Below are 22,356 nucleotides of genomic sequence, written 5' to 3' on the forward strand. Positions count from 1 at the left end.
GCAACGAGATCAGATGCGAAACCAGCAGGGCGCCACCTACTCCCACGCTGACACCGGTCAGTGCGGTCACCAGCGGTAGTCCGGCCGCGACCACCGAGCCCAGGGTCACCAGCAGCGCCAGTGCTGCGAGACCGACCCCGACCACCTCACCTGCGCCGACAATGGCCGGCACCTGGACCATGGACGCCGAGGGCAGGACGGCGATGTCGTAGTCGGCGGTGGCTCGGCGTGCCGCCGCCACCGTGTTGTCGATGGTGTCGGTGGGAAGCCCGAAAGTCTGCTTGTCGAACTGGAATTGCAGTACGGCGCTGGTCCGGTCCAGGGAGATGAGGACACCCGGGACGGCCTGTCCGTTGACGGTCAGCGGAGTCGGGGTGGCGTGATCGGAGGACGGGCCGGATGCGGCGAGTGCACCGGCTGCCCGAATTGTCTGGCTGTCCGTGCCTTTCGCGGCCTCTTGCCGAACAACGACGCGCTACCGCGATCCGTCTTGCTCGAGGTCGCGGAACGGGTGGCCGACATCGAACCGCGTGACGTGCCTTATGTTTTCGCCATGGTGATCACTGCGCTCAGCGCAGTCGAGCTGAATAGGACAGCGCGGCGCCGGTACTTGAGTTTCATGCTGGACGCGCTCAACCCGACGCAGGCGACCGCGCTCCCACCCATGTGAGACAGCTGATCCGGCTACTGCCGATTCACGGCTCTGGTCAGCGGCCGTAGATGACCGACGCCAACAGTTTGCCGAGGTAGGTGGCCACCGCCGTGGTGTCCGACAGGCCGGATTCTTCGGCCAGTGATCCGGCGATGCTTCGTTCGAGCGTCCACATCAAGACAGTGGCCAGCTGGGGAGCGGGCGGGCCAGGGAGGGCGAGGCCGCTGTCGCGGTCGGCGGTGATGACCGCTTCGAGGCCGTTGGTCATGCGGGCCATGGCGTCGAGGTAGCGGCGACCCAGCTCCGGTCGCCGGGGCCATTCATAGATGGCGCTGCGCAGCACGCCGAGGCTGCGGGGGTTCAGATCGAGCATTGCGCGACAACCGATTCGACCGTGGCCCGGTCGCTGCGGTCCGCGGTGAGCAGTGTGCTGAATCGACCGGTGATCTCGTGCGCGATCTGCTCGAAGAGCGCGATGAAGACGTCGTCCTTGTTCTCGAAGTAGAAGTAGAACGTCGCCCTGGACACGTTCGCCTGTTCGAGAATCCTTGCCACGCTGAGCTGTTCCAGCGAGTGCTCCATGAGCAGTGTGCCCGTCGCGTCCAGAATCGCGACCGCCGTGGGATGGTCCATGGCTCGGCTGTCGGTCTCCGCTGATCCGGCGAGGACGGACGCGTCGATCGGGGTCGATGGGGCGGGTTTTCTCCGGCCGCGGCGCTTTGCTGGTCGGCGATCCGCACCGGCGGCTACGGCGGCCAGCTCGACGAGGGAGTCCACTGCAGCGCCCGGATCGGGGAGTCGTCGATCGCGGCACCGCGCCCCGATATAGAAACCGCGCTCGCATGCTCGGGCCAGGATGGCGGAGATCAGATCGCGCGGCGCGGCTTCCGCGGTATCGCTGCCGTCCTGTGCAGGAGTGATGTCGTCATTCTGGTCGACGAACCCGACTCCGGCCTGGATCCGGTCCGCACCACCTATATCAGCCAGCTGTTCCTGGACATCAATGCCCAGATCGATGCGACCTTTCTGATCGTCACGCACAACATCAACCTCGCGCGCACGGTTCCCGACAACATCGGCATGCTGTTCCGTCGGCAGCTGGTGATGTTCGGACCGCGCGAGGTGCTGCTCACCTCCGAAGAACCGGTCGTCAAGCAGTTCCTCAACGGTCGCATGATCGGTCCGATCGGCATGAGCGAGGAGAAGGACGAAGCGCAGATGGCGCATGAGCAGGCGCTGGTCGACGCCGGTCACCACGTCGGTGGCGTCGAGGACATCGACGGCATCATTCCGCAGATGCAGGCCACGCCCGGAATGCCGTTCCGGCAGGCCGTGACACGCCGTCAGGATCGCGTCCGGGAAGTCATGCACACGCTGCCGGCCGCGGCGCAGGTGGCGATCACGAACAGCTTCGACGATGTCCCGCAGGGCGAGCTGGTGGTGCGCTGACTTCCGCGAATGATGTTGTGAAGCAGTGAGAATCAGCGGACTTCGATGCTAACGCTCTACATCCTCTATGCCTTCTACTTCGTCGTCGTGGCGGTGACGGTCCTGGTGCTCATGCTGTCCTCGTTTCGGCAGAACTGCCGGGCTCACGTTGCCCGCCGCGCGGGCTTTCTCCGCCGCGATGGCGTCGCCGAAGACATACGCATGACTCGACACCGGCGCGACGCCGGTGTCGAGGAGGTCCCAGACCTCCGGCCCTTCGTCGAGTAGGGGCCGGATCAGACCGACGCGGCCGCATTCCTCGGCGACCTCCGCGACCAGACGCCGCGCGGCCGGTGTGTCTCCCGACATCGACAAGCAGCGGGCCAGCAGCAGTTCGGCCGTGATGAGCGCGTGGGGCCGATGCTGGGCAACAAGTTTTTCTGCCAGCGTCCGCGCGACGGTGGTGGCCTCGGTGACGGATCGAGCTGTGCCCAGCGCGAGCGATCGCCGGATGAGGTTGCACGACTGGATGTCTCGGGTCAGCTCGGCGGTTCCGGGCTCGGCCAGGGAATCGGTGGGTGGCCCGAGGCTCGGCGGAGGTTCTGCGACCCGGGCGATACCCTGCCGGATCCGCTCGCCTTCGATGGCGGCGGCCAAACGTGGCAGATCGAGGTCGGCGGCGATCCGCATGCCGTCGTCGAGACGCCGGGCCGCCTCCTCGTGATCTCCCAGGGCTGCCTTCACTTTCGCGCCGGTGACATAGACCGAGATCATGACATCCACGGTTCCGGCGGTGGCGGCGAATTCGTGCGCGGCATCGATCAGCCTGTTCGCCTCGTCCACGTCATTGTGCTCGTAGCGAAGTTCGCCGAGCAGCGCTCCGGCCATCCGGGCCGCCAGACCGCTCGTCCTCCGTCCGGTCATGGCCAACTGCATCACTTTTCGTAAGTAGTACTCCGCCGTGCGGATATCGAGTTGTTCCCGCGCCGCCAGCGCACTCAGGCAGTACGCATAGGTTTGCGTGAGTGGCCCGGTGGAGGTCTCGAAGTAGACGGCCGCGCGTTCCCGGCACGCCTTGACCGCGTCGAATCGGAAGTGCGACAGGTCGATGAATGCCGCGATGACAGCGGCTCCGGCCGCGAACCACGGCTCGAAGGAATCCGGATCCCGCAGGGGAGTTTCGATCAGGTCGGCGATGCCTTCGCTGCGATCCTGCAGCATGGCGGCGACGCCCTCGATCACCTGGCATTGGATGCGGAGCTTCGCCGTCTCGTGCGGGTCGAGCTGTGCGGATTCGAGCGCCGCATACGCCCTGTCGAGCGTTTCGCGGGCGGCGGCGTCGCGGCGCACGCCGAGGTTGGCCAGGCTGATCGTGACGAGCAGGTGCGGACGGTGCGCGGAAACCGCCGGCGGCAGCAGATCGGTAAGCGCGAGTATGGTCGCCATCTGGCCCTGCTCGAGCAGGGCGATACCGGCCTCTTCCACCAGTTCGGCGGCCCATCGGTCGTTGCCGGCGGCCAGCGCATGGGTGACCGCGTCCTGCACCATCTGGTGTTCGCTGAACCACGCGGCAGCGGCCGCGTGGAGCACCGGCAGGCGTTCGGGGCGGTCCCTTTCCAGCCGACGCTGGAGGTAGTCGGCGAAGAGGTAGTGGTAGCGGAACCATTCCCCGCTCTCGTCGACTCGGCGCAGAAACAGATTGCGTTCTTCGACACTCTCCAGCAGAGCTTGGCCGCGATCGGTTCCGGTCAATGCGGTCGCCAGGTCTCCGCAGATCCGGCGGGTGATCGAGGTGCCCATCATGAAGTCGACCAGCGCCGGGTCCAGGGAGTCCAGGACGTTCTCGGCCAGGAATTCGCCCAGTGCGTGGTGGCGACCGGAGATCTCGTGGAGTAGTTCTGCCGATCGCCCGTGCTGTCGCAGTGACAGCGCGGCGAGCTGCAGTGCAGCGATCCAGCCCTCGGTGGATTCGGTCAGTCGCTCGATGTCGGCCGATGCCAGGTCGATCCCATCGCAGCGCGCCAGGAATGCGCCAGTTTCCTCCGCCGTGAAACGCAGTGCGGTGGAATCGATCTCGACCAGTTCGTTGTGCACGCGCAACGCGCTGAGCGGAAGACCGGCCCTGGTTCGGGTGGTCACGATCAGCTGCAGGTGATGGCAGCCCCGTTCGAGCAGGAAGCGCAAAGCGGCGCGGCTGGATTCGCTGGTCACCTGGTGCCAGTCGTCGATCACCAGGGCCACATGGTGTTTGCGTTCGTGGAGTTCGTTGATCAGCGACGTGAGCACGAAGCGCTCGGCTCGGCTTCCGGCTTCCTCGAGCGCCAGGCTCAGTTCGCCGCCGAGCGACGGATCCGTGCGCCGCAACGCCTCGAGCACGTGGGCGCAGAAGGTGACGACATTGTTGTCGTCGGTATCGGTCGTCAGCCACGCCACCTGCGCTCCGTCGTGGAAGAGTTGCTCCGCCAATTGGGTTGCGACGCTGCTCTTTCCGAATCCCGCGGGCGCGTGTATCAGGATCAGGCGCGGGCGCTCGCCCGGTCGCAGCAGCGCGCCCAGGCGTGGCCGCCGAATCAGGTGCTCCGGCGGATGCGGAGGCCGGAACCTGGTGTTCGGGGTGACCAGCGCCGGCATGTCGTGACGCGGTCGGCGGACCGCTCGCCGCGATCCGCCGCCGTCGCGCGAGCGGGCCCCGTTCAACTCCGGGGAGGAGTCGGGGATGCTCATTTCGTCGACGGTAAATCCGTTGTGGCGCTGTAACTCTCGTAACTCATCCCCGAACTGCCGAGCCGAGGCCGGACGATCCTCGGGCTGCCTCGCCATCGCGTCGGAGATCAGCCGGCCGAGGTCCTCGGGGAGGTCCTCCACCGGAATCGCCGGGTGCCGGCTGATCCGGATGAATTGGGCGACAACATCCTCGCCCTCCCGCCGCTCGAAGGCGGCATGACCGGTGTAGGCGCTGAACAATGTCGCACCCAGGCTGTAGATATCGGACCGAACCGTCGACGGCTGCCCGAACAGCACCTCGGGTGCGGTGAAGGCCGGGGATCCGGTGATCTCACCCGATCCGGTCTCGAAAGCGCCGTCGGCCATGTGCGCAATCCCGAAGTCGCACAGCTCCGGTTGGCCGTAGTCGGTGAGCAGCACGTTGCCCGGCTTGACGTCCCGGTGCAGGATTCCCGCGCGGTGCGCGGTTTCCAACGCCCCGGCCAGTTTGACTCCGAGGCGGAGCACCGCGGCGTAATCGAGCGGGCCCGAATCGGCGATCGCATCCTGTAGCGAGCCGCGCCGGTAGAACGGCATCACGAGGTACGGCCTACCGGTCGCGGTGACGTCGACGTGCAATACCGTGACGATATTGGGGTGCGCGGAAAGCCGTCCCAGGGAGCGTTGTTCACGGAGGAACCGTTCGAGGTCGGCCCCGTCCGATTCCGGGCGCAGCACCTTCACGGCTACCTGCCGTTCCAGCGCGCGCTCCACACAGCGATATACCGCACCGAAGCCGCCCCGACCGATCAGCTCGGCGTCTTCGAAACCCTCGGCCTCCAGCTCCGCCTCGATCCCGAGGGTCGCCTGGCGCTGGGTGCTCGAGGGGTCTTCGGCGGCAGGATTCATGCCATCGTCCTCGATACCGATGCCGTTCGTGCGTCCAGGATACGACGGCCGTCCAGCAAAGGGGCGGCACATCGAGGGCGTTCCTGGCGACAGGCGGGTGTGCATCGGCCGGGCCCATCAGGGCGTGGACAGGGGCGGCGGGCAGAAGATGACGCAGGGAATCGGGGGCAGGCCCGGGATGGTGATCATCGGCTGCGCCGGCGGAGCCGTCGTTGCCGGGGCAGTGTAGTCGGGGGCGGGCGCCGGTGTTTGTTCGGGCTGGTCCGGGGCCGGTCGGGTCGGCGCGGGCCCTTGGTCCGCGGGTACCGGATTCGGTGCCGGCGTGGCCGGAAGATCCAGCAGCACTGTGGAAGAGGAGTCTCCGCCGCCGCGATACACGTCCGACCAATGCAGGACATTGGCGGCGTAGGAGGTCGAGTTGTTGTACCGCAGCACTGCTCGCAGTCGCTGCGCGGGGTCGCGCAGGTCCAGGCCTCCCGAACACAGGTACTTGCCGGCCGCGAGTGTCGCATCGAAGACGTTGTCGGGGTCGGCGATGCCGTCGCCATTGCCGTCGCTGGCGTAGGCGCTCCACGTACTCGGTAGAAACTGCATCGGCCCGATCGCGCGGACGAAACCGCCACTGCCGGTGGCGATGATCTCGTTGCCCGGGAGCGAACCATCCAGGGCCGGGCCGAGGATCGGGGACAGCGTCGTCCCGTTCGCGTCGGTATTCCCACCGCCGGCGTGACCGGATTCGATACGGCCGATCCCGGCGAGCAGGCTCCAATCGAGGCCGCAGCCGGGTTCGAGCTGATCGAGCTGGAGCTCGGCGTTTCGGTACGCGGCCAGGGTGATTTCCGGAATCCCCTGGATGCCGGGACCGGCCGGGGCCGCGACGTCCTGCCGTGTGGAATCGGCGGCGACGGGTCGTTCGTCCCTCGATGGAGCCGAATGTGGTTGGAAAGGAACGACACTCGCGGGCACGATGCCGACGGTCGTCTCCGGCGGCGCTGCGAGCACCGCCGGAGACACCGGCAGGGGACGCGTCTCCTGTGCATGGGACGGGCCGACGGCCGAGCTCGTGGCGAGCATCCCGGCGACGGCGAGTATGACCGGCACGCCGCGCTTCGCGCTCGAGGCTCGTGTGCTGCTTGTTCGCGAAGACGACCGCACTGTGAACTCCCGGTACCCACCAGATTCGGTGGCTATACATCATGTTCATACGCTGTGACCGACAGCATAACTGAACATACTGTTCATATACAATGACTACCGCCGGAACATGGGGAGATCGCCCGGTCACCGGGGTGTTCGGGTCTATTGGGTTTCGCCGGGTGGGGCAGTCGAAGTGCGATCGATCCACGCGATCAGGTCGGCCATCACGGTCCTTCGATCGATCTCGTTGTACAGCTCGTGCCGGGCGCCGCGGTAGATGCTGAGCGCGACATCGGTCAGGCCGGCGGCGAGATACCGATCGATCAAGGTGTGGATCCCGGTGAGCTGTCCGTTGACCGGATCCTGGTCACCGGCGGTGATGTAGAGGCGCAGATCGGGCCGCACGGCATGCATGCGCTGCGGGTCGGCGATCGCCCGGCCGGCGGCGAACAGCGCCTTCAGTGCGCCGACGTCGATTCCGAAGCCGCACTGTGGATCCGCGATATAGGCATCCACGCAGGATTCGTCGCGGGACAGCCAGTCGAAATCCGTCCGGGCGGGCGCGAACGGGGCATTGAAGAGCGCGAGGTCCAATGGCTGATCGAGATCCACCACCGGTTCGATCAGATCCACCAGGCCGGTGCCGGTGAGCACCACGGCATCGACCTCGGCGCTGTGCTCGAGCAGGTACTGCTGTGCGGCGAACGAACCCATGCTGTGTGCGATCAGGATCAGCGGCAGGCTGGGATGATGCGCCCGGAGCAGCTCGTTCAGCAGGTGGATGTCGTTGACGAGTTCCCCCCATCCCGCGGCGCCGATGGTGCCGTAACCGGCCTCGGGCCGGGCGGTGGCGCCGTGACCGCGATGATCCTGGCCGGCGACCAGATAGCCCGCCTCCGTGAGCGTCATCGCGAGGTCGTGGTACCGGCGCACGTGCTCGCCCATCCCGTGGGTCAGCTGCACGATTCCGCGCGGGGGAGCGGCCGGAATCCATTTGTAGGCAACGATTTCGAGCCCGTCGCGGGCGGTGTAGGTGAATCTGGCCGGGGTGTCGGTTGAGGTCATGGGTGTGCTCTGCTCCATTGGTTTCGCGCGCCCCGTCGGGCGCTGGGGCTGTTGACCTAGCGTGTTGATTAATTTATGTTTGATTCGAAAAATACACGACGATGTGGAGCGGGCATGAGGGTTTTCGATGGCATAGCCGAGCTTGCCGATGCGGCGGGGGAGGAGCTCGGAGTCAGCGACTGGATCGTCGTGGACCAGGAACGAATCGGGCTCTTCGCGGATGCGACGGGCGACCACCAGTGGATCCACGTCGACGTCGACAAGGCGGCGTCCGGCCCCTTCGGCGGCACCATCGCCCACGGCCTGCTGACGCTGTCGCTGTTGCCGGCGATCCAGCATCAGATCTATCGGGTGGACAACGTCGCGATGGCGGTCAACTACGGCCTCGACAAGGTTCGCTTCCCCGCGCCGGTGCCGGCCGGTTCCAAAGTGCGCGGCCGATCGCGCATCGCCGAGGTGGCCCTGCTGGAGGGTGCCGTGCAGGCGACGCTGTCCACGGTCATCGAGATCGAGGGCGGCGAGAAGCCGGCCTGCATCGTCGAATCGATCGTGAGGTACATCGCGTGATGGATGGATTGGTGGCGGGCCGCACCGCGGTCGTGACCGGAGCTGCGCAGGGCATCGGGCTGGAAATCGCCCGGCTGCTGCGCGCGCACGGGGCCAATGTGGCACTGGTGGATCTCGATGCCGAGAGGGCCGCGGAATCGGCGGCCGCACTGGGTGATTCGGTGCTTCCCATCGGCTGCGATGTCACGGATGAGGCCGCGGTGGACGCGGTGATCGAACGGACTGTCGCGGAATTCGGCGCACTCGACATCTACGTCAACAATGCCGGGATCACCCGCGACGCATCGCTGCGCAAGATGCGGCCCGAGGATTTCGACGCCGTGATCAACGTGCATTTGAAGGGCACGTGGCTGGGGGTGCGCGCGGCATCGGCGGTCATGCGCGAGGCCGGGGGCGGTTCGATCGTCAATATGTCGTCGCTGTCCGGAAAGTCGGGCAACCCGGGCCAGACCAACTACAGTGCCGCCAAGGCGGGCATCGTCGGATTGACCAAAGCGGCGGCGAAGGAACTGGCGCACAAGGGCGTTCGCATCAATGCCGTGCAGCCGGGCCTGATCCGGACGCCGATGACCGATGCCATGCCGCCGGAGGTCTTCGCCGAACGCGAAGCCGGTATCCCCATGAAGCGAGCGGGCCTGCCCAGCGAGGTCGCCGGAGCGGTGCTGTTCCTGGCCTCGGATCTGTCCAGCTATATGACAGGGGCGGTGCTGGAAGTCAGCGGTGGGCGGTTGATGTGACCGGCACAGTCGTAACTACACGGGTCGAGGGCGTCGTCGGATATGCCACTCTCGATCGGGCCGAGGCCATGAACGCCATCACGGTCGATCTCGGTGCTCAGCTCGAACGCGCCCTGCGGGCGCTGGCCGCAGAGGTGAACGTCATCGTCGTCCGCGGAGCGGGCGGCAACTTCTCCGTGGGCGGCGATTTCCACGAGCTCGAGCGGCTGCGCGCCGAGGGAGCGGCGGCGCTGCGGCCGCTGTTCGAGAACTTCGGCCGGGCGTGCGCCGCCATCGCCGAGCTGCCCGTGCCGGTGGTGGCGGTCGTCGAAGGCTATGCCATGGCAGGGGGTTTCGAGCTCATGCAGGCATGCGATGTCGCACTCGTGCGATCGGACGCGAAGCTGGCCGACAACCACGCGAACTTCGGGCAGATTCCCGGCGGGGGTGGTTCACAGCGCCTGCCACGGCTGGTCGGCAGACAGCGTGCGCTGGGCCACATCCTCAGCGGCGAGCGGCTTTCCGGAACCCAGGCCGAACAATGGGGTCTGGCCTACCGCAGTTTCGCGCCTGAGGAATTCGAAGACGGTGTGCGGACGTTTGTTACCCGGCTCGCCGGGGTGGAACGTGCTGCCCTCGCCGGTATCAAGCGGTTGGTCTATCAGGGACTCCGGTTGCCGCTGGAAGACGGCCTGGCCATGGAGCTCGACACCGTCATCGGGCATGTGGCCGGTGACTCCGCGGGAGCGGGAATCTCGACTTTCACACAGGGCAAAGGAGTTCGGTCGTGACCGAGGTATTGATCGGTTCGGGTCCGGTACTGCTGGACCTCGACAAGGACGGTGTCGCATCGTTGCGACTCAACCGACCCGACGCCGCCAACGGCATGGATGTCGAGCTGCTGCAGGCACTGCATGCGGCGATCATGCGCTGTCACGGCGAGCCCGCGGTGCGCGTATTGATCCTGTCGGGTGAAGGGCCGCACTTCTGCGCGGGCGGTGACGTCCGCACCTTTGCGAGCAAAGGCGAAGCGCTGCCCGATTATCTGCGCGAGGCGACAGCCTGGCTCCAGATCGCGGTGTCCGCTCTGGTGCAGCTGCGCCCGCCGGTCATCGTCGCGGTGCACGGATTCGCCGCCGGGGGTGGAGGTTTCGGCCTGGTGTGTGCCGCCGACCTCGTGATCGCCGGTGAGTCGGCGAAATTCATGTCCGGCGCCGTGCGGGTCGGTATGGCTCCCGACGCCGGCGCCTCGGTGACCCTCACCCAGCTGGTCGGACTGCGCAAGGCCATGGAGATCCTGCTGACGAATCCGACGCTGACCGCGCGCGAAGCACTGGAGATCGGGCTGCTCACCAAGGTGGTGCCGGACAATGCCGTCCTCGACGAAGCGCGGGGACTGGCCCGAACTCTCGCCGCCGCGCCCCCGAAGGCGCTCGCGGCCACCAAACGACTGCTGTGGAACGGCGTCGGCGCCACGCTCGAGGCGCAACTGCCGCACGAGGCGCGCGTGGTTTCCGAGCTGTCCGGAACCGCAGACGCCCGTGAGGGATTGGCGGCGGTGCTGGAACGCCGATCTCCGATCTTCACCGGGGAGTAGGCGGCATGAACGACTGTGTACTCACCGCCGACCACGGCGCGGTGCGGGTGGTGACTCTGAACCGGCCCGAGAAGCGCAATGCCATCGATCTCGAACTGCGGGTCGTGCTCGCCGAGGTGCTGGAGACCGCCATGGCCGACGGCGGCGTGCGCGCGATCGTCTTGACCGGCGGTAACGGTACTTTCTGCTCCGGCGGCGACATCTCGACGATGGAGCGCCAGTCGCCGGAGCGCACGGTGCTGCGAGCCGAGGCCGCACAACGTGTGGTCCGAGCCATCTGGGGCGGGCCGAAACCGGTCATCGCCGCGGTCGAGGGATATGCCTTCGGAGCCGGGACGTCACTGGCGATAGCGTGCGATCGCGTCGTCGCCGCGCGCGACGCCGTCTTCAGCACCACCTTCACCGGCGTCGGATTGGCCGGGGACATGGGCATTTTCGCTTCGCTTCCTGCCCGCGTCGGCCCCGCGACAGCACGTCAGCTGATGTTGCTGCCGCGTCGGCTTTCGGGCATGGAGGCGCACGAACTGGGTCTGGTCGATCAACTGACCGACACCGGCTCGGCCCTGGATACGGCACTGGCCGACGCCGCGGCCATAGCGGCCGGACCGCCGCTGGCCATTGCCGGAATCAAATCCTTGTTCGCGGGTTGGCCGGGCGATCCCTGGACCGTGCTCGACCGCGAGGTCGAACTCCAAGCCCGCCTGTTCGACACCGAGGATTTCGAGGAGGGCGTGCTCGCGTTCCGGGAGCGCCGCAAGCCGGAGTTCCGCGGACGATGAGCGGCGTACTGCTGGAATCCTCGTGGCCGCGAGACGAATCCACGGCCATTGTGGAGCTCACCGCGGGCACGCTGCTCGGCCGGCGCGCCGCCGAGATGGGTGATCGGCTCGCTCTGGTGGGCAACTCGCACGGCGCGGGCACGCAACGACGGCTGACCTACCGAGAACTGCACGAGGAAGCCACCCGGGTGGCACGTGCGCTGCTGAAGCACACCCGCCCAGGGGAATTCGTGGCCCTGTGGGCACCCAATGTCGTCGAATGGCCGATCATCCAGTTCGGTGCCGCGCTGGCCGGAGTCACCCTGGTGGCCTTGAATCCGGTCCTGCGGCAGGCCGAATTGGTCTATGCGCTGAACCACTCCCGCTCCGTCGTGCTGATACACGCCGATCGCAGCCGCGACTACGACCTTGCCGCCGTGGTGTCCGCTGCCCGGGCCGACTGTCCAGCGCTGCGCCGGGTGATCAGTCTGTCGGAGTGGGACCGATGGCTGTCCGACGGGCACGAGGATGAACCGCTGCTTGTGGTCGACCCCGAGCTGCCGGCCATGCTCCAATACACCTCCGGCACCACCGGAACGCCGAAAGGTGTTCTGCTGCGGCATCGTTCGCTGGTCAATGTGGCGAAGCTGACCATGGAGACCGCCGAGGCGACGCGTGGTTCCGCCGCCGTGAACCCGCTGCCGATGTTCCATACCGCGGCCTGCGTGATCGGCACGCTCGGACCGCTGTGGCTGGGCGGAGCCGTGGTCCTGATCGAACAGTTCACGCCCGCTGCGGTTTTGACGGCCATGCGCGCCGAGGACGCCGACCTGCTGTTCGTGGTGCCGACCGTGCTCGGGGCGGTAGTGGAGGCGGCTCGCGCGCAAGCGGATCCGCCGGTCCTGCGCACGGTGCTGGTCGGCGCGGCGAATGTCCCACGGGCTCTGATCGAAGCCGCCGAAACACTGTTCGGCGCACGGATACACAATCTCTTCGGTCAGACCGAACTGGCGCCGGTCCTCGCGATGACTAGGCGAGACGACGATCATGATGATCTGGTCCATACGGTCGGCCGGCCACTGCCACAGGTGGAGTGCAAGATCGTGGATCCGGTCGACGGCGCGATCCAGCCGCTCGGCGTCGCCGGTGAGATCTGTGCCCGCGGTCACCAGCAGCTGATCGAGTACCTGCACGATCCGGCAGCGACCGCGCGCACCGTCGACGCCCAGGGCTGGGTGCACACCGGTGATCTCGGACGCATGGACGAACGCGGAATGCTCACGCTCACCGGGCGGCTGAAGGATCTGATCATTCGCGGCGGGGAGAACATCGCTCCCGCCGAGATCGAATCCTGCCTGGTCGCACATGAGGACGTCCTCGAAGCTGCGGTCGTCGGCGTGCCCCATGAGAAGTGGGGAGAAGCAGTCGCGGCCGTTGTGCGTCTGCGTGCCGAGCCCCGGGACGGATTGCGTTCGGAACTCGTGGCGCACTGCCGAGAACACCTGTCACCCTACAAGATTCCGCAGCTTTGGCTGGTCGCCGCCGAATTGCCCGCCACTGCTACGGGCAAGGTGCAGAAATTCAAGCTGGTCGATCTGATAATCGGGAATGTGCTGCGTCCGCTGACCTGACCTCGTTGCCGTGGGATGCGCTTGCGGACCTGTGCGAAGTTCAGTTAATCTAATTTCAATTCAAAAGGAGGTGAATATGTCCTCGGACATCGAACAGCGACGTACCGACCTCCGGGACCGGTTCACCCGGTGGCGGCCGCGCACTCTGGCCGACTGGCTCGACCACTGCGCGGAGCAGTTCCCCGATCGGCCGTTCGTGATCACCGACGACGGGATCTACACCTACGCAGACATCGCCCACTGGGCGGATCGGCTCGCTGACGGCCTGGCCATGGGCGGCGTGGGCAATGGCGATCGCGTTGGGCTGCTGATGGCGAACTACGCGGAGTTCGTGTCGCTGAAATTCGCCATCGCCAAGACGGGGGCGGTGGCCATCCCGTTCAACTACCTGTATCGGCCCGATGAGCTCGGATATGTGCTCGCGCAATCCGAGTGCTCGGCCCTGATCACCATGACCGGCTTCGCCGGGCTCGACTACCTGGCCGTGCTCGACCAGATCGCACCCGGTTGGGAGCGGGGCAACCCGTCAGGGCTACCCGCGTTGGAAGGTGTCGTCCAGCTGCCCACCGACGGCCGGACTCGTCGGGGGGTGCTGACCGTCGAAGCGCTCGCGCAAGTCGGTGAGCATGCCCGCGGTCTGGCGAAATCGCTTGCCGCCCCTGACGATATCGCCGACATGTTGTACACCTCGGGAACCACCGGATCACCCAAGGGAGTACTGGTCACGCACGACGCGGTGTTGCGCACCGCGTACGCGTCGGCCTTGACGCGAGCCTTCGAGGACGGTCGCCGGATCCTGTTCTCGCTGCCGTGCTATCACATGTTCGGTTATGTCGAGGGCCTGCTGGCCGCGATGATGGTGGGCGGAGCGATCATTCCGCAGACCGCGTTCGATCCGGTGCGCTATTTCGAGGGTATCCAGCGTCACCGGGCCACCGACATCCTGTGCGTTCCGACCATGTCGGTCGCGCTGCTGGAAGAGCCGCGCCGCAGCCAGTTCGACCTGTCGTCGCTGCGGTCCATTCTGTCGGGCGCGGCGCCCGCGCCGATCTGGTTGTGGGAGCGGGTGCGGGCCGAACTGGGGGTCGATGAGATCAGCACCGGCTACGGCATGACCGAATGCGGCGGCGCGATGACGCTGACGCTGCCCGAGGACGACCTGTCCTACACGTCGGACACGGTCGGCAGGCCGAAGCTGGCGGGCGTTGCCGGGGTTTCCGGCGCGGACGCCCTTACGGTCTACAAGACGATCGACCCGGAAACCGGCGCGGATCTGCCTCCGAACGCGGTGGGGGAGCTGGCATCTCACGGACCGACCACCATGACCGGCTTCTGGCGGAAACCGGAGGAGACCGCAGCCGCTCTCCAGGACGGCTGGCTCCGATCCGGAGATCTGGGCCGGGTCCGACCCGACGGCTATCTGGAGGTCGTCGGCCGCAGCAAGGAGCTCTACAAGAGCGGCGGCGAACTCGTGATGCCCAAGGAGATCGAGGATTTGCTCGCCGGGCACCCGGCCATCAGCCAGGTCTTCGCCATCGGGGTTCCCGACGACCGGTGGGGCGAGGCCGGATGCGTGTGCATCGTCCGCGCACCGGACGGCGAGATCGACGCCGCGGGCGTGCGAACGCTGTGCCGCGACAAGCTCGCGCGCTTCAAGGTTCCCAAGCACGTCCTGTTCCTGACGGCGGACGAACTGCCGACCACGCCCACCGGCAAGGTCCAGAAGTTCCGGCTGGTGGCCTGGGCGCATAGACAACTGGCGGCGGCCGCCGACGAACGAGACAAGAAGGAGTAACCGTGACGACCACCGAACCCGAGGCCGCGCCGATCGTGCGACCCGACCTCGACTACCTGATCCAGCCCGACCGGGTGCACGGATCGCTGTACACCGACCCGCGGATCTTCGCCCGCGAGCTCGCGCGAATCTGGTACCGCACCTGGGTTTTCATCGGCCACGAGAGCGAGGTCCCGCAGCCGGGCGATTACGTCCGCAAGAAGTTCGGGCCGCAGGACGTCGTGATGACCAGGGACGGCGACGGTCAGGTGCACCTGCTGCTGAACCGCTGTGCCCATCGCGCCAACCTGGTCTGCGAGGACGCCAAGGGCAACGCCAACGCGTTCCGGTGCCCGTATCACGGCTGGACCTACAGCAATGACGGCAAGCTGCTCGGGTACCCGTACAACAAGGGCTACGGCGGCAAGGGCAAGCTCGAGCTGTCGATGGGCCGGGTTCCGCGGGTCGATTCCTACCAGGGCTTCGTCTTCGGTAGCTTCGCCGAGGACGGCCCCAGCCTGATCGAACACCTCGGTAATGCCGCCGGTGAGATCGACCGACTGGCCCGGTTGTCTCCCGAGGGCAAGGTGGAGCTGACCGCCGGCTGGCTGCAGCATCGCACCCGGGCGAACTGGAAACTCCTGGCGGAGAACGAAACCGACGGATACCACCCCCAGTTTGTGCACGGCTCCATCTTCAGCGTGACCGGCAGCCCCATCGGCGCGCTCTACAGCGACAATTCCACCGCGGTGACCCGCAACCTCGGCAACGGGCACAGCGAGAACGACCTGCGCCCCGAATTCCGGAACTTCGCCGAGCCGATGCGCTGGTTCGGAACCACGGAGTTGCGGGTACCGGAATACGTTTCGAAGATGCGCGAACTGCACGGCGAGGCGGCCGAGCAGATCCTCATCGAGGGCGCGCCGCACGTGATGATCTTCCCGAATCTGTTCATCGCCGAGATCCAGGTCTTCAACATCCAGCCGGTCTCGGTGAACGAGTGCATCCAGTTCTCGACGGCCGTGCAGCTGGCGGGCGCGCCAGAATTGAACACCCGGATGGTGTCGCAGTCGATCGGCTCGGTCGGCCCGGCCGGAATGCTGCTGGCCGACGACACCGAAATGTACGAACGCAACCAGATCGGTGCCGAGCAACTGCGGCCCGAATGGCTGGACCTGCGTCGCGGACTTGTCCGGGAGCGGACCGACGAGCGTGGACTCACGATCGGCGGAGCGACCGACGAGACCGGTATGCGCGGATTCTGGGCGCACTACAAGAAGCTGATGGAGGAGCAGAAGTGACAGCCGCGACCAGCCTCGATCTCCGCGAGATCGAGCAGTTCCTGTACCGGGAAGCGCGCCTGGCCGACGAGCACGACTACGACGGCTGGGAAGCGCTGTGGACCGACGACGCCCTCTACTGGGTGCCCACGGACGAGACGGCCGACCCGTCGAGCCATGTCTCGGTCATCTTCGACAACCGGAGCCGGATCTCGACCCGGCTCAAGCAGCTGCGCACCGGCAAACGGTACGCACAGTCGCCGCCGTCGAACCTGCGCCGCCTCATCTCCAATGTGGAGGTGCTCGGCGTGGAGAACGGCGACACCGTCGTCGGCGCGAATTTCCTTGCCGCCGAGTCGAAGGAGCGCGGCACTCGGCTGTGGGCAGGGCGCTACACCTACCGCCTGCGAGTGGTCGATGGCGAGATCCGGCTGGCCTACAAGAAGGTCAACCTCGTCGACGCCGACCGTCCGATCCCGACCATGGCATTCCTGATCTGAGGAGTCTGCGATGTCCGACAACGACGCCGGGGTAGTCACCGGGCCGCACGCCACTGCGGTGGTGGGTAGCGAGTTTGCCGAGGTCTCGGTCTCGGTCGACCATGAAGGCAACGGTCCGCGCCTGCGCTTGGAGGATCACCGCACCGGGCGGGTGCGCTTCCTGGACGCGCTCGAGGTGGAGACCATCATCTGGCTGCCGGAAGGCAATCTGCTGCAGCTGCTGGATCCGTCCGCCGACAGGTGGCGCGAAGACCGGTGAGGTGCACGCAGTACATCGACCCGGAACGATTGGATCTGGGCCGCTACATCCGAGCAGGCGATATGGTCGCCTGGGGGCAGGCTTGTGCCGAACCGCTCACGTTGACCGGGCAATTGATGCGGCAGCGTGCCGAGATCGGTTCGTTCCGTTGCTTTCTCGGGATTCCGGCGACGCGGACCGTGCGCCCTGAGCACGCCGACCACATCTCGTTCGTGTCGTATTGCGGAAGCGGTGCGAACCGGGACCTGTTCCGGGCCGGAGTGCTCGATGTGATCCCGGCGCACTATTCGACGCTGCCCGATCTGCTCACGACCGGCCCGCTCCGGGTCGATGTGCTGCTGTTGCAGTTGCCGCCGGCCGATGAATTCGGCCGGTACAGCCTCGGATTCGCGCACGACTACATCACGGCCGCGGTGACCACCGCACGCATGGTGATCGCGGAAGTGAACGAGCAGGCACCACGCACCGCCGGTCTGCGGTACCTCACCGATCGAGATCTCGACGTCGTAGTCCGAACGTCCCGGGCCCCGGCGGAAATGCGGCCACGCACCACGGATTCGGTGACCGAGACGATCGCGCGCAATGTTGCCTCGCTGATCGACGACCGGGCGACACTGCAGTTCGGCATCGGCGCGCTTCCGGAGGCGGTGCTGGCCGCACTCGGCGAGCGGTTGGACCTGGGTGTCCATTCCGGGCTGCTGAACGATGCGGTTGCCGACCTCATGGAAAAGGGCGCAATCACCAACCGGTTCAAGAGCATCGACACAGGGCGAGCCGTCGCGGGGATTCTGATGGGAAGTCGACGGCTGTTCGACTTCGCTGACGGCAATTCGGCGATCGAACTACGTGAGACACGCTATACCCACGATCCCCAGGTACTCGCTGGCCAAGACCGCCTGGTCGCCATCAATTCCGCGATCGAAGTGGACCTGTCGGGCCAGATCAATGCCGAAACCGCGGGCGCCGATTATGTCGGAGCGGTCGGGGGAGGCGCCGATTTCCTGCGCGGCGCGGCCCGATCACGAGGCGGGCTGCCCATTGTCGCCCTGCCCGCGACCGCCGGTGCAGGGAGCCGGATTGTGGCCGCGCTCAACGGACCTGCCAGTACCGCCCGCTCCGACGCCGGAATCATTGTCACCGAATTCGGCATCGCGGACCTGCGCGGGCGCACGCTACGCGAGCGCCGCGAATCGATGCTGGCCATCGCCCACCCCGACCACCGTGCCGCGCTCGAAGCGGCCCTCGACAAGCCTGGAGTACCGGCATGAGACGAGCTGCGATAGTCAGCCCCCTGCGCACCCCCGTCGGCGCCTTCGGAGGCGCCCTGCGGTCGATGCCCGCCGAAGAACTCGCGGCGACCGTCCTGCGTGAGCTGGTGCGGCGATCCGGCATCGATCCGGCGCGCATCGACGACGTCGCATTCGCGCAGTCCTATGCCAACTCGGAGGCGCCGTGCATCGGCCGCTGGGCCGCGCTGCACGCCGGGCTACCGGTCGAAGTCCCCGGCTTTCAGACCGATCGGCGCTGCGGTGGCGGGCTTCAGGCGGTCGTCACGGCCGCCATGATGGTGCAGACCGGCGCGGCCGACGTCGTGGTCGCCGGGGGCGTCGAGAGCATGAGCAATATCGAGCACTACACGACCGACATGCGCTGGGGGCACCGGGCCGGCAATGTTGCGATGTACGACCGGCTCGACCGTGGCCGCGAAAGATCGCAGCCGGAATGGCGATTCGGTGCGATCAGCGGAATGATCGAGACCGCCGAGAACCTGGCCCAGCAGTACGGCATCAGCCGTGACGACGCTGACGCCTTCGCCGCCCGCAGCCACCGTCGCGCCGCACAGGCTTGGCAGGACGGGAAGTTCGCCGATGAGGTCGTCACCGTCGAAATCCCGCAGCGCAAGGGCGATCCCGTGGTATTCGCCCGAGACGAGGGCATCCGGCCGGATTCGACGCCCGAAATGCTGAGCAGGCTGCGGCCCCTCATACCCGGCGGCACTGTGACCGCGGGCAACGCCAGCCAGCAGAACGATGCCGCCGCGGCCTGCCTCATCGTCGCCGAGGACAAGCTGGACGAACTCGGGCTCGAGCCGCTGGGGTTCCTGCGGGGGTGGGCGGCGGCCGGATGCGAACCGGCGACCATGGGTATCGGACCGGTGCCCGCGGTCGCGAAGCTCTTCGCCCGCACCGGATTCACCTTCGAAGACCTCGACCTGATCGAAGTGAACGAGGCCTTCGCCTGCCAGGTGCTGGCCGTGCTCGCCGGATGGGGCGTCAAGCACGACGAGATCGCCGACCGCCTGAACGTCAATGGGTCCGGAATCTCGCTCGGCCATCCGATCGGCGCGACCGGCGTGCGCATACTCACCACCGTGCTGCACGAATTACGTCGCCGGGGTGGACGTTTCGCGCTGGAAACCATGTGCATTGGAGGCGGACAGGGCATGGCCGCGCTCATCGAGGCGCCCTGAAGCAGGAGGAAAGGATCACCGTGACTACTACCGCTCTCATCGGCTACGCCACCTATCTGCCGCGATATCGACTGCGGCTGTCGGACGTGAAGACCGCGCTCGGCGGCGGCCCGGGACAGGGTGTTCGCGTGGTCGCCTCGTTCGACGAGGACAGCACGACCATGGGAGCCGAGGCGGCGGCCGCAGTGCTCCGCCGGACCGCGGAGTCACCCACGGCGCTGTACTTCGCGACCACCTCACCGGCGTACTTCGACAAGGCCAATGCGACCGCCATCCACGCGGCACTGGCCATGCCCCGCACCGCGTTCGCCGCCGATATGGCGGGCTCGGCGCGGTCGGGCATTGCGGCCTGGCGTGCCGCCGCGGCCACCGGCGGTCTCGCCGTGCTGTCCGATGTGCGCACCGGCCGACCCGGATCCAGCGACGAACAGCTCGGCGGCGACGGAGCCGTGGCGCTGCTGTTCGGCGATCCCGACCGGGCGATCGCGGAGATTATCGGGGAGCAGTCCCGGTCCATCGAGATTCTGGACCGGTGGCGGACACCGGGTGCGGCTGCGGGCGGTCAATGGGAGGAGCGGTTCGGCACCGAGTCCTACCTGCCGTTGTTGCAGGAGGTCGCCGGTCAGGTGCTCGCGGAGGCTGGGCTCGGCCAGGCGGACCACGTGGTCGTCGTATCTCCCAATATCGGTGTCGCGAAACAGGCTCCGCGGCTGATCGCCGGTGCGATATCGACCTCGGTATCGCCCCTCGGGCACGCGGGCGCCGCGGATTTCGGCGTGGGCCTGGCCGACGCACTGGACCGGGCGGCCTCCGGCGAGACGATTCTGGTGCTGTCCGCGGCCGACGGGTGCGACGCCGTCCTGCTGCGCAGCACGGACCGGCTCGCGCAGGTTCGACAGGCTCGGCCCGTGCGTGCACAGCTCGGCGACGGCCTCGATGTCTCCTACCCGACCTACCTCACCTGGCGCGGCTGGCTGGACCGGGAACCGCCGCGCCGGCCCGAGCCCGACCGGCCCGCCGGGCCACCCAGTGCGCGGGCGGCCGGATGGAAGTTCTCGTTCACCGGAACTGTCTGTACGGCATGTGGTTTCGTGCATCTGCCGCCGATGCGGGTCTGTCGGCAGTGCGGTGCGGTGGACCGCATGGAGGCCCGGCCGGTTGCTACCGCCGCGGGAACCGTGGCGACGTACACGGTCGACCGGCTCGCCTTCACGCCCTCGCCGCCGCTGATCGAGGCGGTGGTCGATTTCGACGGCGGCGGCCGGTACACGCTCGAGATCGCAGATGCGTTGCCGGATGAGCTCGCCGTCGGCACCCGGGTCGGTCTTGCATTCCGCAAGCTGTTCACCGCGGGCGGGGTGCACAACTACTTCTGGAAAGCCCGCGTTCTCAGCGAAGAGCATCTCCCGATGACGGAAGAACAGCATCGTCCTGCGAAGGAAATGGTATGAGCAGTAACGGAATCCGCGACCGAGTGGCCATCGTCGGCATGGGGTGCACCGCGTTCGGCGAGCACTGGGGCCGGTCGGCGGAGGACCTGCTGATCGATGCCGCGCACGAGGCGTTCGACACCACTCCGGCGATCTCACGGGCCGAGGTCGATGCCTACTGGCTGGGCACCCTCGGTTCGGGACAGTCGGGCATGACGCTCAGCAAAGCACTCGGCATCGACTACAAACCTGTCACCCGGGTCGAGAATTACTGTGCGACAGGGTCGGAGGCATTCCGAAACGCCTGCTATGCGGTCGCCTCCGGCGCGTACGACGTCGCGATGGCGATCGGTGTCGAGAAGCTGAAGGATTCCGGGTTCTCCGGTCTGCTACGCGCGGACCCTCCCGGTGATGGCACCGCGGCCGAGCTCGGTCTCACCGCGCCGGCCGCATTCTCGCTGCTGGACCCTGCTTATTGTGCGCGCTATGGCGTGGATCCGGCCGATATGCGAGCCGCGATGACGCACGTCGCGTGGAAGAACCACGCCAACGGCGCTCGAAACACCAAGGCGCAGTTCAAATCCGGTGTCACGAAAGAGAAGATCGAGGCGGCGCCGAAGGTTGCCGGGCGATTGGGGATCTTCGATTGCTCCGGCGTATCCGACGGGGCCGCCGCCGCACTCATCGTGCGCGCCGAGGCCGCGCTCGACTACACCGACACCCCGCTGTATGTGAAGGGGCTGTCGCTGGCGGCCGGCCCGGCGCGCGGTGCCGCGGATCCGGGCTATGACTTCACCACGTTCCCCGAGGTTGTGGCCAGCGCGCGGGATGCGTTCGCGCAGGCGGGCATTCGCGATCCGCACCGCGAGATCTCCTTCGCCGAGGTCCACGATTGCTTCACCCCCACCGAACTGGTCCTGATGGAGGACTTTGGTTTCTCGGAGCGCGGCAAAGCCTGGCGCGACATCCTCGACGGCGCGTTCGAACTCGGCGGGCGATTGCCGATCAACCCCGACGGCGGGCTCAAGTCCTTCGGCCATCCGGTCGGCGCCAGCGGCCTTCGCATGCTGTACGAGTGCTGGCTGCAGTTTCGGGGTCAGGCGGGGGAGCGGCAGCTGCGCGACCCGCACCTCGCAGTGACGCACAACCTCGGTGGCCGACCGGGTAGCTGCGTTTCCTTCGTCTCGGTGGTGGGCCCGCAGATCGGCTGATCGACTCGAGTCGGACACCTTGACGCCCGGCCGATATTTAATTTAATCTCAATTCAATTATTCTGGATCGAGGAGAAGACCACATGCCAGGAGTCGAAGATCGGGTCATCATCGTGACGGGAGCCGGGGGTGGCCTCGGTCGCGAATACGCGCTGCTGCTCGCCGCGCACGGCGCGCGGGTCGTGGTGAACGACCTGGGCGGCGCCCGTGATGGCTCCGGCGCCGGTACCTCGATGGCCGACAGTGTGGTAGGGGAGATCCGGGCGGCA

At 66.9% G+C, this 22,356-nt stretch carries 21 protein-coding genes and 2 pseudogenes; 17 read left to right on the forward strand and 6 right to left on the reverse strand.

Annotated elements, in window-relative coordinates; genetic code table 11:
- The coding region (locus ACFXN1_RS15315; protein ID WP_379463617.1) for an MMPL family transporter at positions 1-427 on the reverse strand (427 nt) is incomplete at its 3' end.
- A gap of 63 nt (positions 428-490) precedes the next feature.
- On the opposite strand from ACFXN1_RS15315, the gene ACFXN1_RS15320 reads away from it, so the two are divergent.
- On the forward strand, positions 491-670 hold the full coding sequence (locus ACFXN1_RS15320; protein ID WP_379439361.1) for a hypothetical protein: 180 nt from the start codon (positions 491-493) through the stop codon (positions 668-670).
- Positions 671-707: 37 nt separating this feature from the next.
- Here ACFXN1_RS15320 and ACFXN1_RS15325 read toward each other — a convergent pair whose 3' ends face one another.
- A complete protein-coding gene (locus ACFXN1_RS15325) occupies positions 708-1,025 on the reverse strand; it encodes a hypothetical protein (protein ID WP_379439362.1) in 318 nt (105 codons plus the stop codon).
- A complete protein-coding gene (locus ACFXN1_RS15330; protein WP_379439415.1) occupies positions 1,013-1,285 on the reverse strand; it encodes a TetR/AcrR family transcriptional regulator in 273 nt (90 codons plus the stop codon). Before ACFXN1_RS15330 ends, ACFXN1_RS15325 begins: the two co-directional genes overlap by 13 nt.
- A gap of 291 nt (positions 1,286-1,576) precedes the next feature.
- Here ACFXN1_RS15330 and ACFXN1_RS15335 point away from each other — a divergent pair.
- Positions 1,577-2,101 (forward strand): annotated as a pseudogene (locus ACFXN1_RS15335) (ABC transporter ATP-binding protein); the annotation flags it as partial.
- Between the two features lie 48 nt (positions 2,102-2,149).
- Here ACFXN1_RS15335 and ACFXN1_RS15340 read toward each other — a convergent pair.
- The 3 genes from ACFXN1_RS15340 to ACFXN1_RS15350 all read right to left on the reverse strand — a co-directional run bounded on the left by ACFXN1_RS15340 (position 2,150) and on the right by ACFXN1_RS15350 (position 7,894).
- Positions 2,150-5,692: a protein kinase gene (locus ACFXN1_RS15340; RefSeq protein ID WP_379439363.1), complete on the reverse strand. Its 3,543-nt coding sequence runs from the start codon at positions 5,690-5,692 to the stop codon at positions 2,150-2,152.
- Positions 5,693-5,809: 117 nt separating this feature from the next.
- On the reverse strand, positions 5,810-6,793 hold the full coding sequence (locus ACFXN1_RS15345; RefSeq protein ID WP_379439364.1) for a lytic murein transglycosylase: 984 nt from the start codon (positions 6,791-6,793) through the stop codon (positions 5,810-5,812).
- A 198-nt stretch (positions 6,794-6,991) separates the two neighbouring features.
- Positions 6,992-7,894 carry an alpha/beta fold hydrolase gene (locus ACFXN1_RS15350; protein WP_379399127.1) on the reverse strand — a complete coding sequence of 301 codons (903 nt, stop codon included), beginning with the start codon at positions 7,892-7,894 and terminating at the stop codon, positions 6,992-6,994.
- Positions 7,895-8,008: 114 nt separating this feature from the next.
- On the opposite strand from ACFXN1_RS15350, the gene ACFXN1_RS15355 reads away from it, so the two are divergent.
- The 15 genes and pseudogenes from ACFXN1_RS15355 to ACFXN1_RS15425 form a co-directional block, all read left to right on the forward strand.
- On the forward strand, positions 8,009-8,461 hold the full coding sequence (locus ACFXN1_RS15355) for a MaoC family dehydratase (protein WP_379439365.1): 453 nt from the start codon (positions 8,009-8,011) through the stop codon (positions 8,459-8,461).
- On the forward strand, positions 8,458-9,198 hold the full coding sequence (gene fabG, locus ACFXN1_RS15360) for a 3-oxoacyl-ACP reductase FabG (RefSeq protein ID WP_379439366.1): 741 nt from the start codon (positions 8,458-8,460) through the stop codon (positions 9,196-9,198). The genes ACFXN1_RS15355 and fabG overlap by 4 nt, the downstream gene beginning before the upstream one ends.
- Entirely contained in the window at positions 9,195-9,968 is a 774-nt protein-coding gene (locus tag ACFXN1_RS15365; RefSeq protein ID WP_379399124.1) for an enoyl-CoA hydratase/isomerase family protein, read from the forward strand. Before fabG ends, ACFXN1_RS15365 begins: the two co-directional genes overlap by 4 nt.
- Positions 9,965-10,774 (forward strand): enoyl-CoA hydratase/isomerase family protein, encoded by an 810-nt coding sequence (locus ACFXN1_RS15370; protein WP_379399123.1) that lies wholly within the window; start codon positions 9,965-9,967, stop codon positions 10,772-10,774. The genes ACFXN1_RS15365 and ACFXN1_RS15370 overlap by 4 nt, the downstream gene beginning before the upstream one ends.
- 5 nt (positions 10,775-10,779) lie before the next feature.
- The gene (locus tag ACFXN1_RS15375) at positions 10,780-11,553 is read left to right on the forward strand and encodes an enoyl-CoA hydratase/isomerase family protein (protein WP_379399122.1); all 774 of its coding nucleotides are present in this window, start codon (positions 10,780-10,782) and stop codon (positions 11,551-11,553) included.
- Positions 11,550-13,163: a class I adenylate-forming enzyme family protein gene (locus ACFXN1_RS15380; protein ID WP_379439367.1), complete on the forward strand. Its 1,614-nt coding sequence runs from the start codon at positions 11,550-11,552 to the stop codon at positions 13,161-13,163. Before ACFXN1_RS15375 ends, ACFXN1_RS15380 begins: the two co-directional genes overlap by 4 nt.
- A gap of 70 nt (positions 13,164-13,233) precedes the next feature.
- Positions 13,234-14,958, forward strand: coding sequence for a class I adenylate-forming enzyme family protein (locus tag ACFXN1_RS15385; RefSeq protein WP_379439368.1), 1,725 nt, complete (start codon positions 13,234-13,236; stop codon positions 14,956-14,958).
- A gap of 2 nt (positions 14,959-14,960) precedes the next feature.
- Positions 14,961-16,238, forward strand: a complete 1,278-nt coding sequence (locus tag ACFXN1_RS15390) for a Rieske 2Fe-2S domain-containing protein (RefSeq protein WP_379439369.1) — start codon at positions 14,961-14,963, stop codon at positions 16,236-16,238.
- On the forward strand, positions 16,235-16,717 hold the full coding sequence (locus ACFXN1_RS15395; RefSeq protein WP_379399118.1) for an aromatic-ring-hydroxylating dioxygenase subunit beta: 483 nt from the start codon (positions 16,235-16,237) through the stop codon (positions 16,715-16,717). The genes ACFXN1_RS15390 and ACFXN1_RS15395 overlap by 4 nt, the downstream gene beginning before the upstream one ends.
- Positions 16,718-16,727: 10 nt before the next feature.
- Positions 16,728-16,976 carry a hypothetical protein gene (locus tag ACFXN1_RS15400; RefSeq protein WP_379399117.1) on the forward strand — a complete coding sequence of 83 codons (249 nt, stop codon included), beginning with the start codon at positions 16,728-16,730 and terminating at the stop codon, positions 16,974-16,976.
- Entirely contained in the window at positions 16,973-18,244 is a 1,272-nt protein-coding gene (locus ACFXN1_RS15405) for an acetyl-CoA hydrolase/transferase family protein (protein ID WP_379399116.1), read from the forward strand. Before ACFXN1_RS15400 ends, ACFXN1_RS15405 begins: the two co-directional genes overlap by 4 nt.
- Positions 18,241-19,446: an acetyl-CoA C-acetyltransferase gene (locus tag ACFXN1_RS15410; protein WP_379439370.1), complete on the forward strand. Its 1,206-nt coding sequence runs from the start codon at positions 18,241-18,243 to the stop codon at positions 19,444-19,446. The genes ACFXN1_RS15405 and ACFXN1_RS15410 overlap by 4 nt, the downstream gene beginning before the upstream one ends.
- Before the next feature lie 14 nt (positions 19,447-19,460).
- Positions 19,461-20,897: an OB-fold domain-containing protein gene (locus tag ACFXN1_RS15415; protein ID WP_379439416.1), complete on the forward strand. Its 1,437-nt coding sequence runs from the start codon at positions 19,461-19,463 to the stop codon at positions 20,895-20,897.
- Positions 20,894-22,087 carry an acetyl-CoA acetyltransferase gene (locus ACFXN1_RS15420; RefSeq protein WP_379439371.1) on the forward strand — a complete coding sequence of 398 codons (1,194 nt, stop codon included), beginning with the start codon at positions 20,894-20,896 and terminating at the stop codon, positions 22,085-22,087. The genes ACFXN1_RS15415 and ACFXN1_RS15420 overlap by 4 nt, the downstream gene beginning before the upstream one ends.
- Before the next feature lie 83 nt (positions 22,088-22,170).
- Positions 22,171-22,356: pseudogene (locus tag ACFXN1_RS15425) on the forward strand (SDR family NAD(P)-dependent oxidoreductase); the annotation flags it as partial.

Source organism: Nocardia sp. NPDC059154 (assembly GCF_042755705.1).
Classification (GTDB): domain Bacteria; phylum Actinomycetota; class Actinomycetes; order Mycobacteriales; family Mycobacteriaceae; genus Nocardia.

Coding starts and splice junctions, on each gene's coding strand:
- ACFXN1_RS15325 (WP_379439362.1), bottom strand. CDS start 1,025: ATGCTCGATCTGAACCCCCGCAGCCTCGGCGTGCTGCGCAGCGCCATC.
- ACFXN1_RS15420 (WP_379439371.1), top strand. CDS start 20,894: ATGAGCAGTAACGGAATCCGCGACCGAGTGGCCATCGTCGGCATGGGG.
- ACFXN1_RS15380 (WP_379439367.1), top strand. CDS start 11,550: ATGAGCGGCGTACTGCTGGAATCCTCGTGGCCGCGAGACGAATCCACG.
- ACFXN1_RS15400 (WP_379399117.1), top strand. CDS start 16,728: ATGTCCGACAACGACGCCGGGGTAGTCACCGGGCCGCACGCCACTGCG.
- ACFXN1_RS15355 (WP_379439365.1), top strand. CDS start 8,009: ATGAGGGTTTTCGATGGCATAGCCGAGCTTGCCGATGCGGCGGGGGAG.
- ACFXN1_RS15350 (WP_379399127.1), bottom strand. CDS start 7,894: ATGACCTCAACCGACACCCCGGCCAGATTCACCTACACCGCCCGCGAC.
- ACFXN1_RS15340 (WP_379439363.1), bottom strand. CDS start 5,692: ATGAATCCTGCCGCCGAAGACCCCTCGAGCACCCAGCGCCAGGCGACC.
- ACFXN1_RS15330 (WP_379439415.1), bottom strand. CDS start 1,285: ATGGACCATCCCACGGCGGTCGCGATTCTGGACGCGACGGGCACACTG.
- ACFXN1_RS15410 (WP_379439370.1), top strand. CDS start 18,241: ATGAGACGAGCTGCGATAGTCAGCCCCCTGCGCACCCCCGTCGGCGCC.
- ACFXN1_RS15375 (WP_379399122.1), top strand. CDS start 10,780: ATGAACGACTGTGTACTCACCGCCGACCACGGCGCGGTGCGGGTGGTG.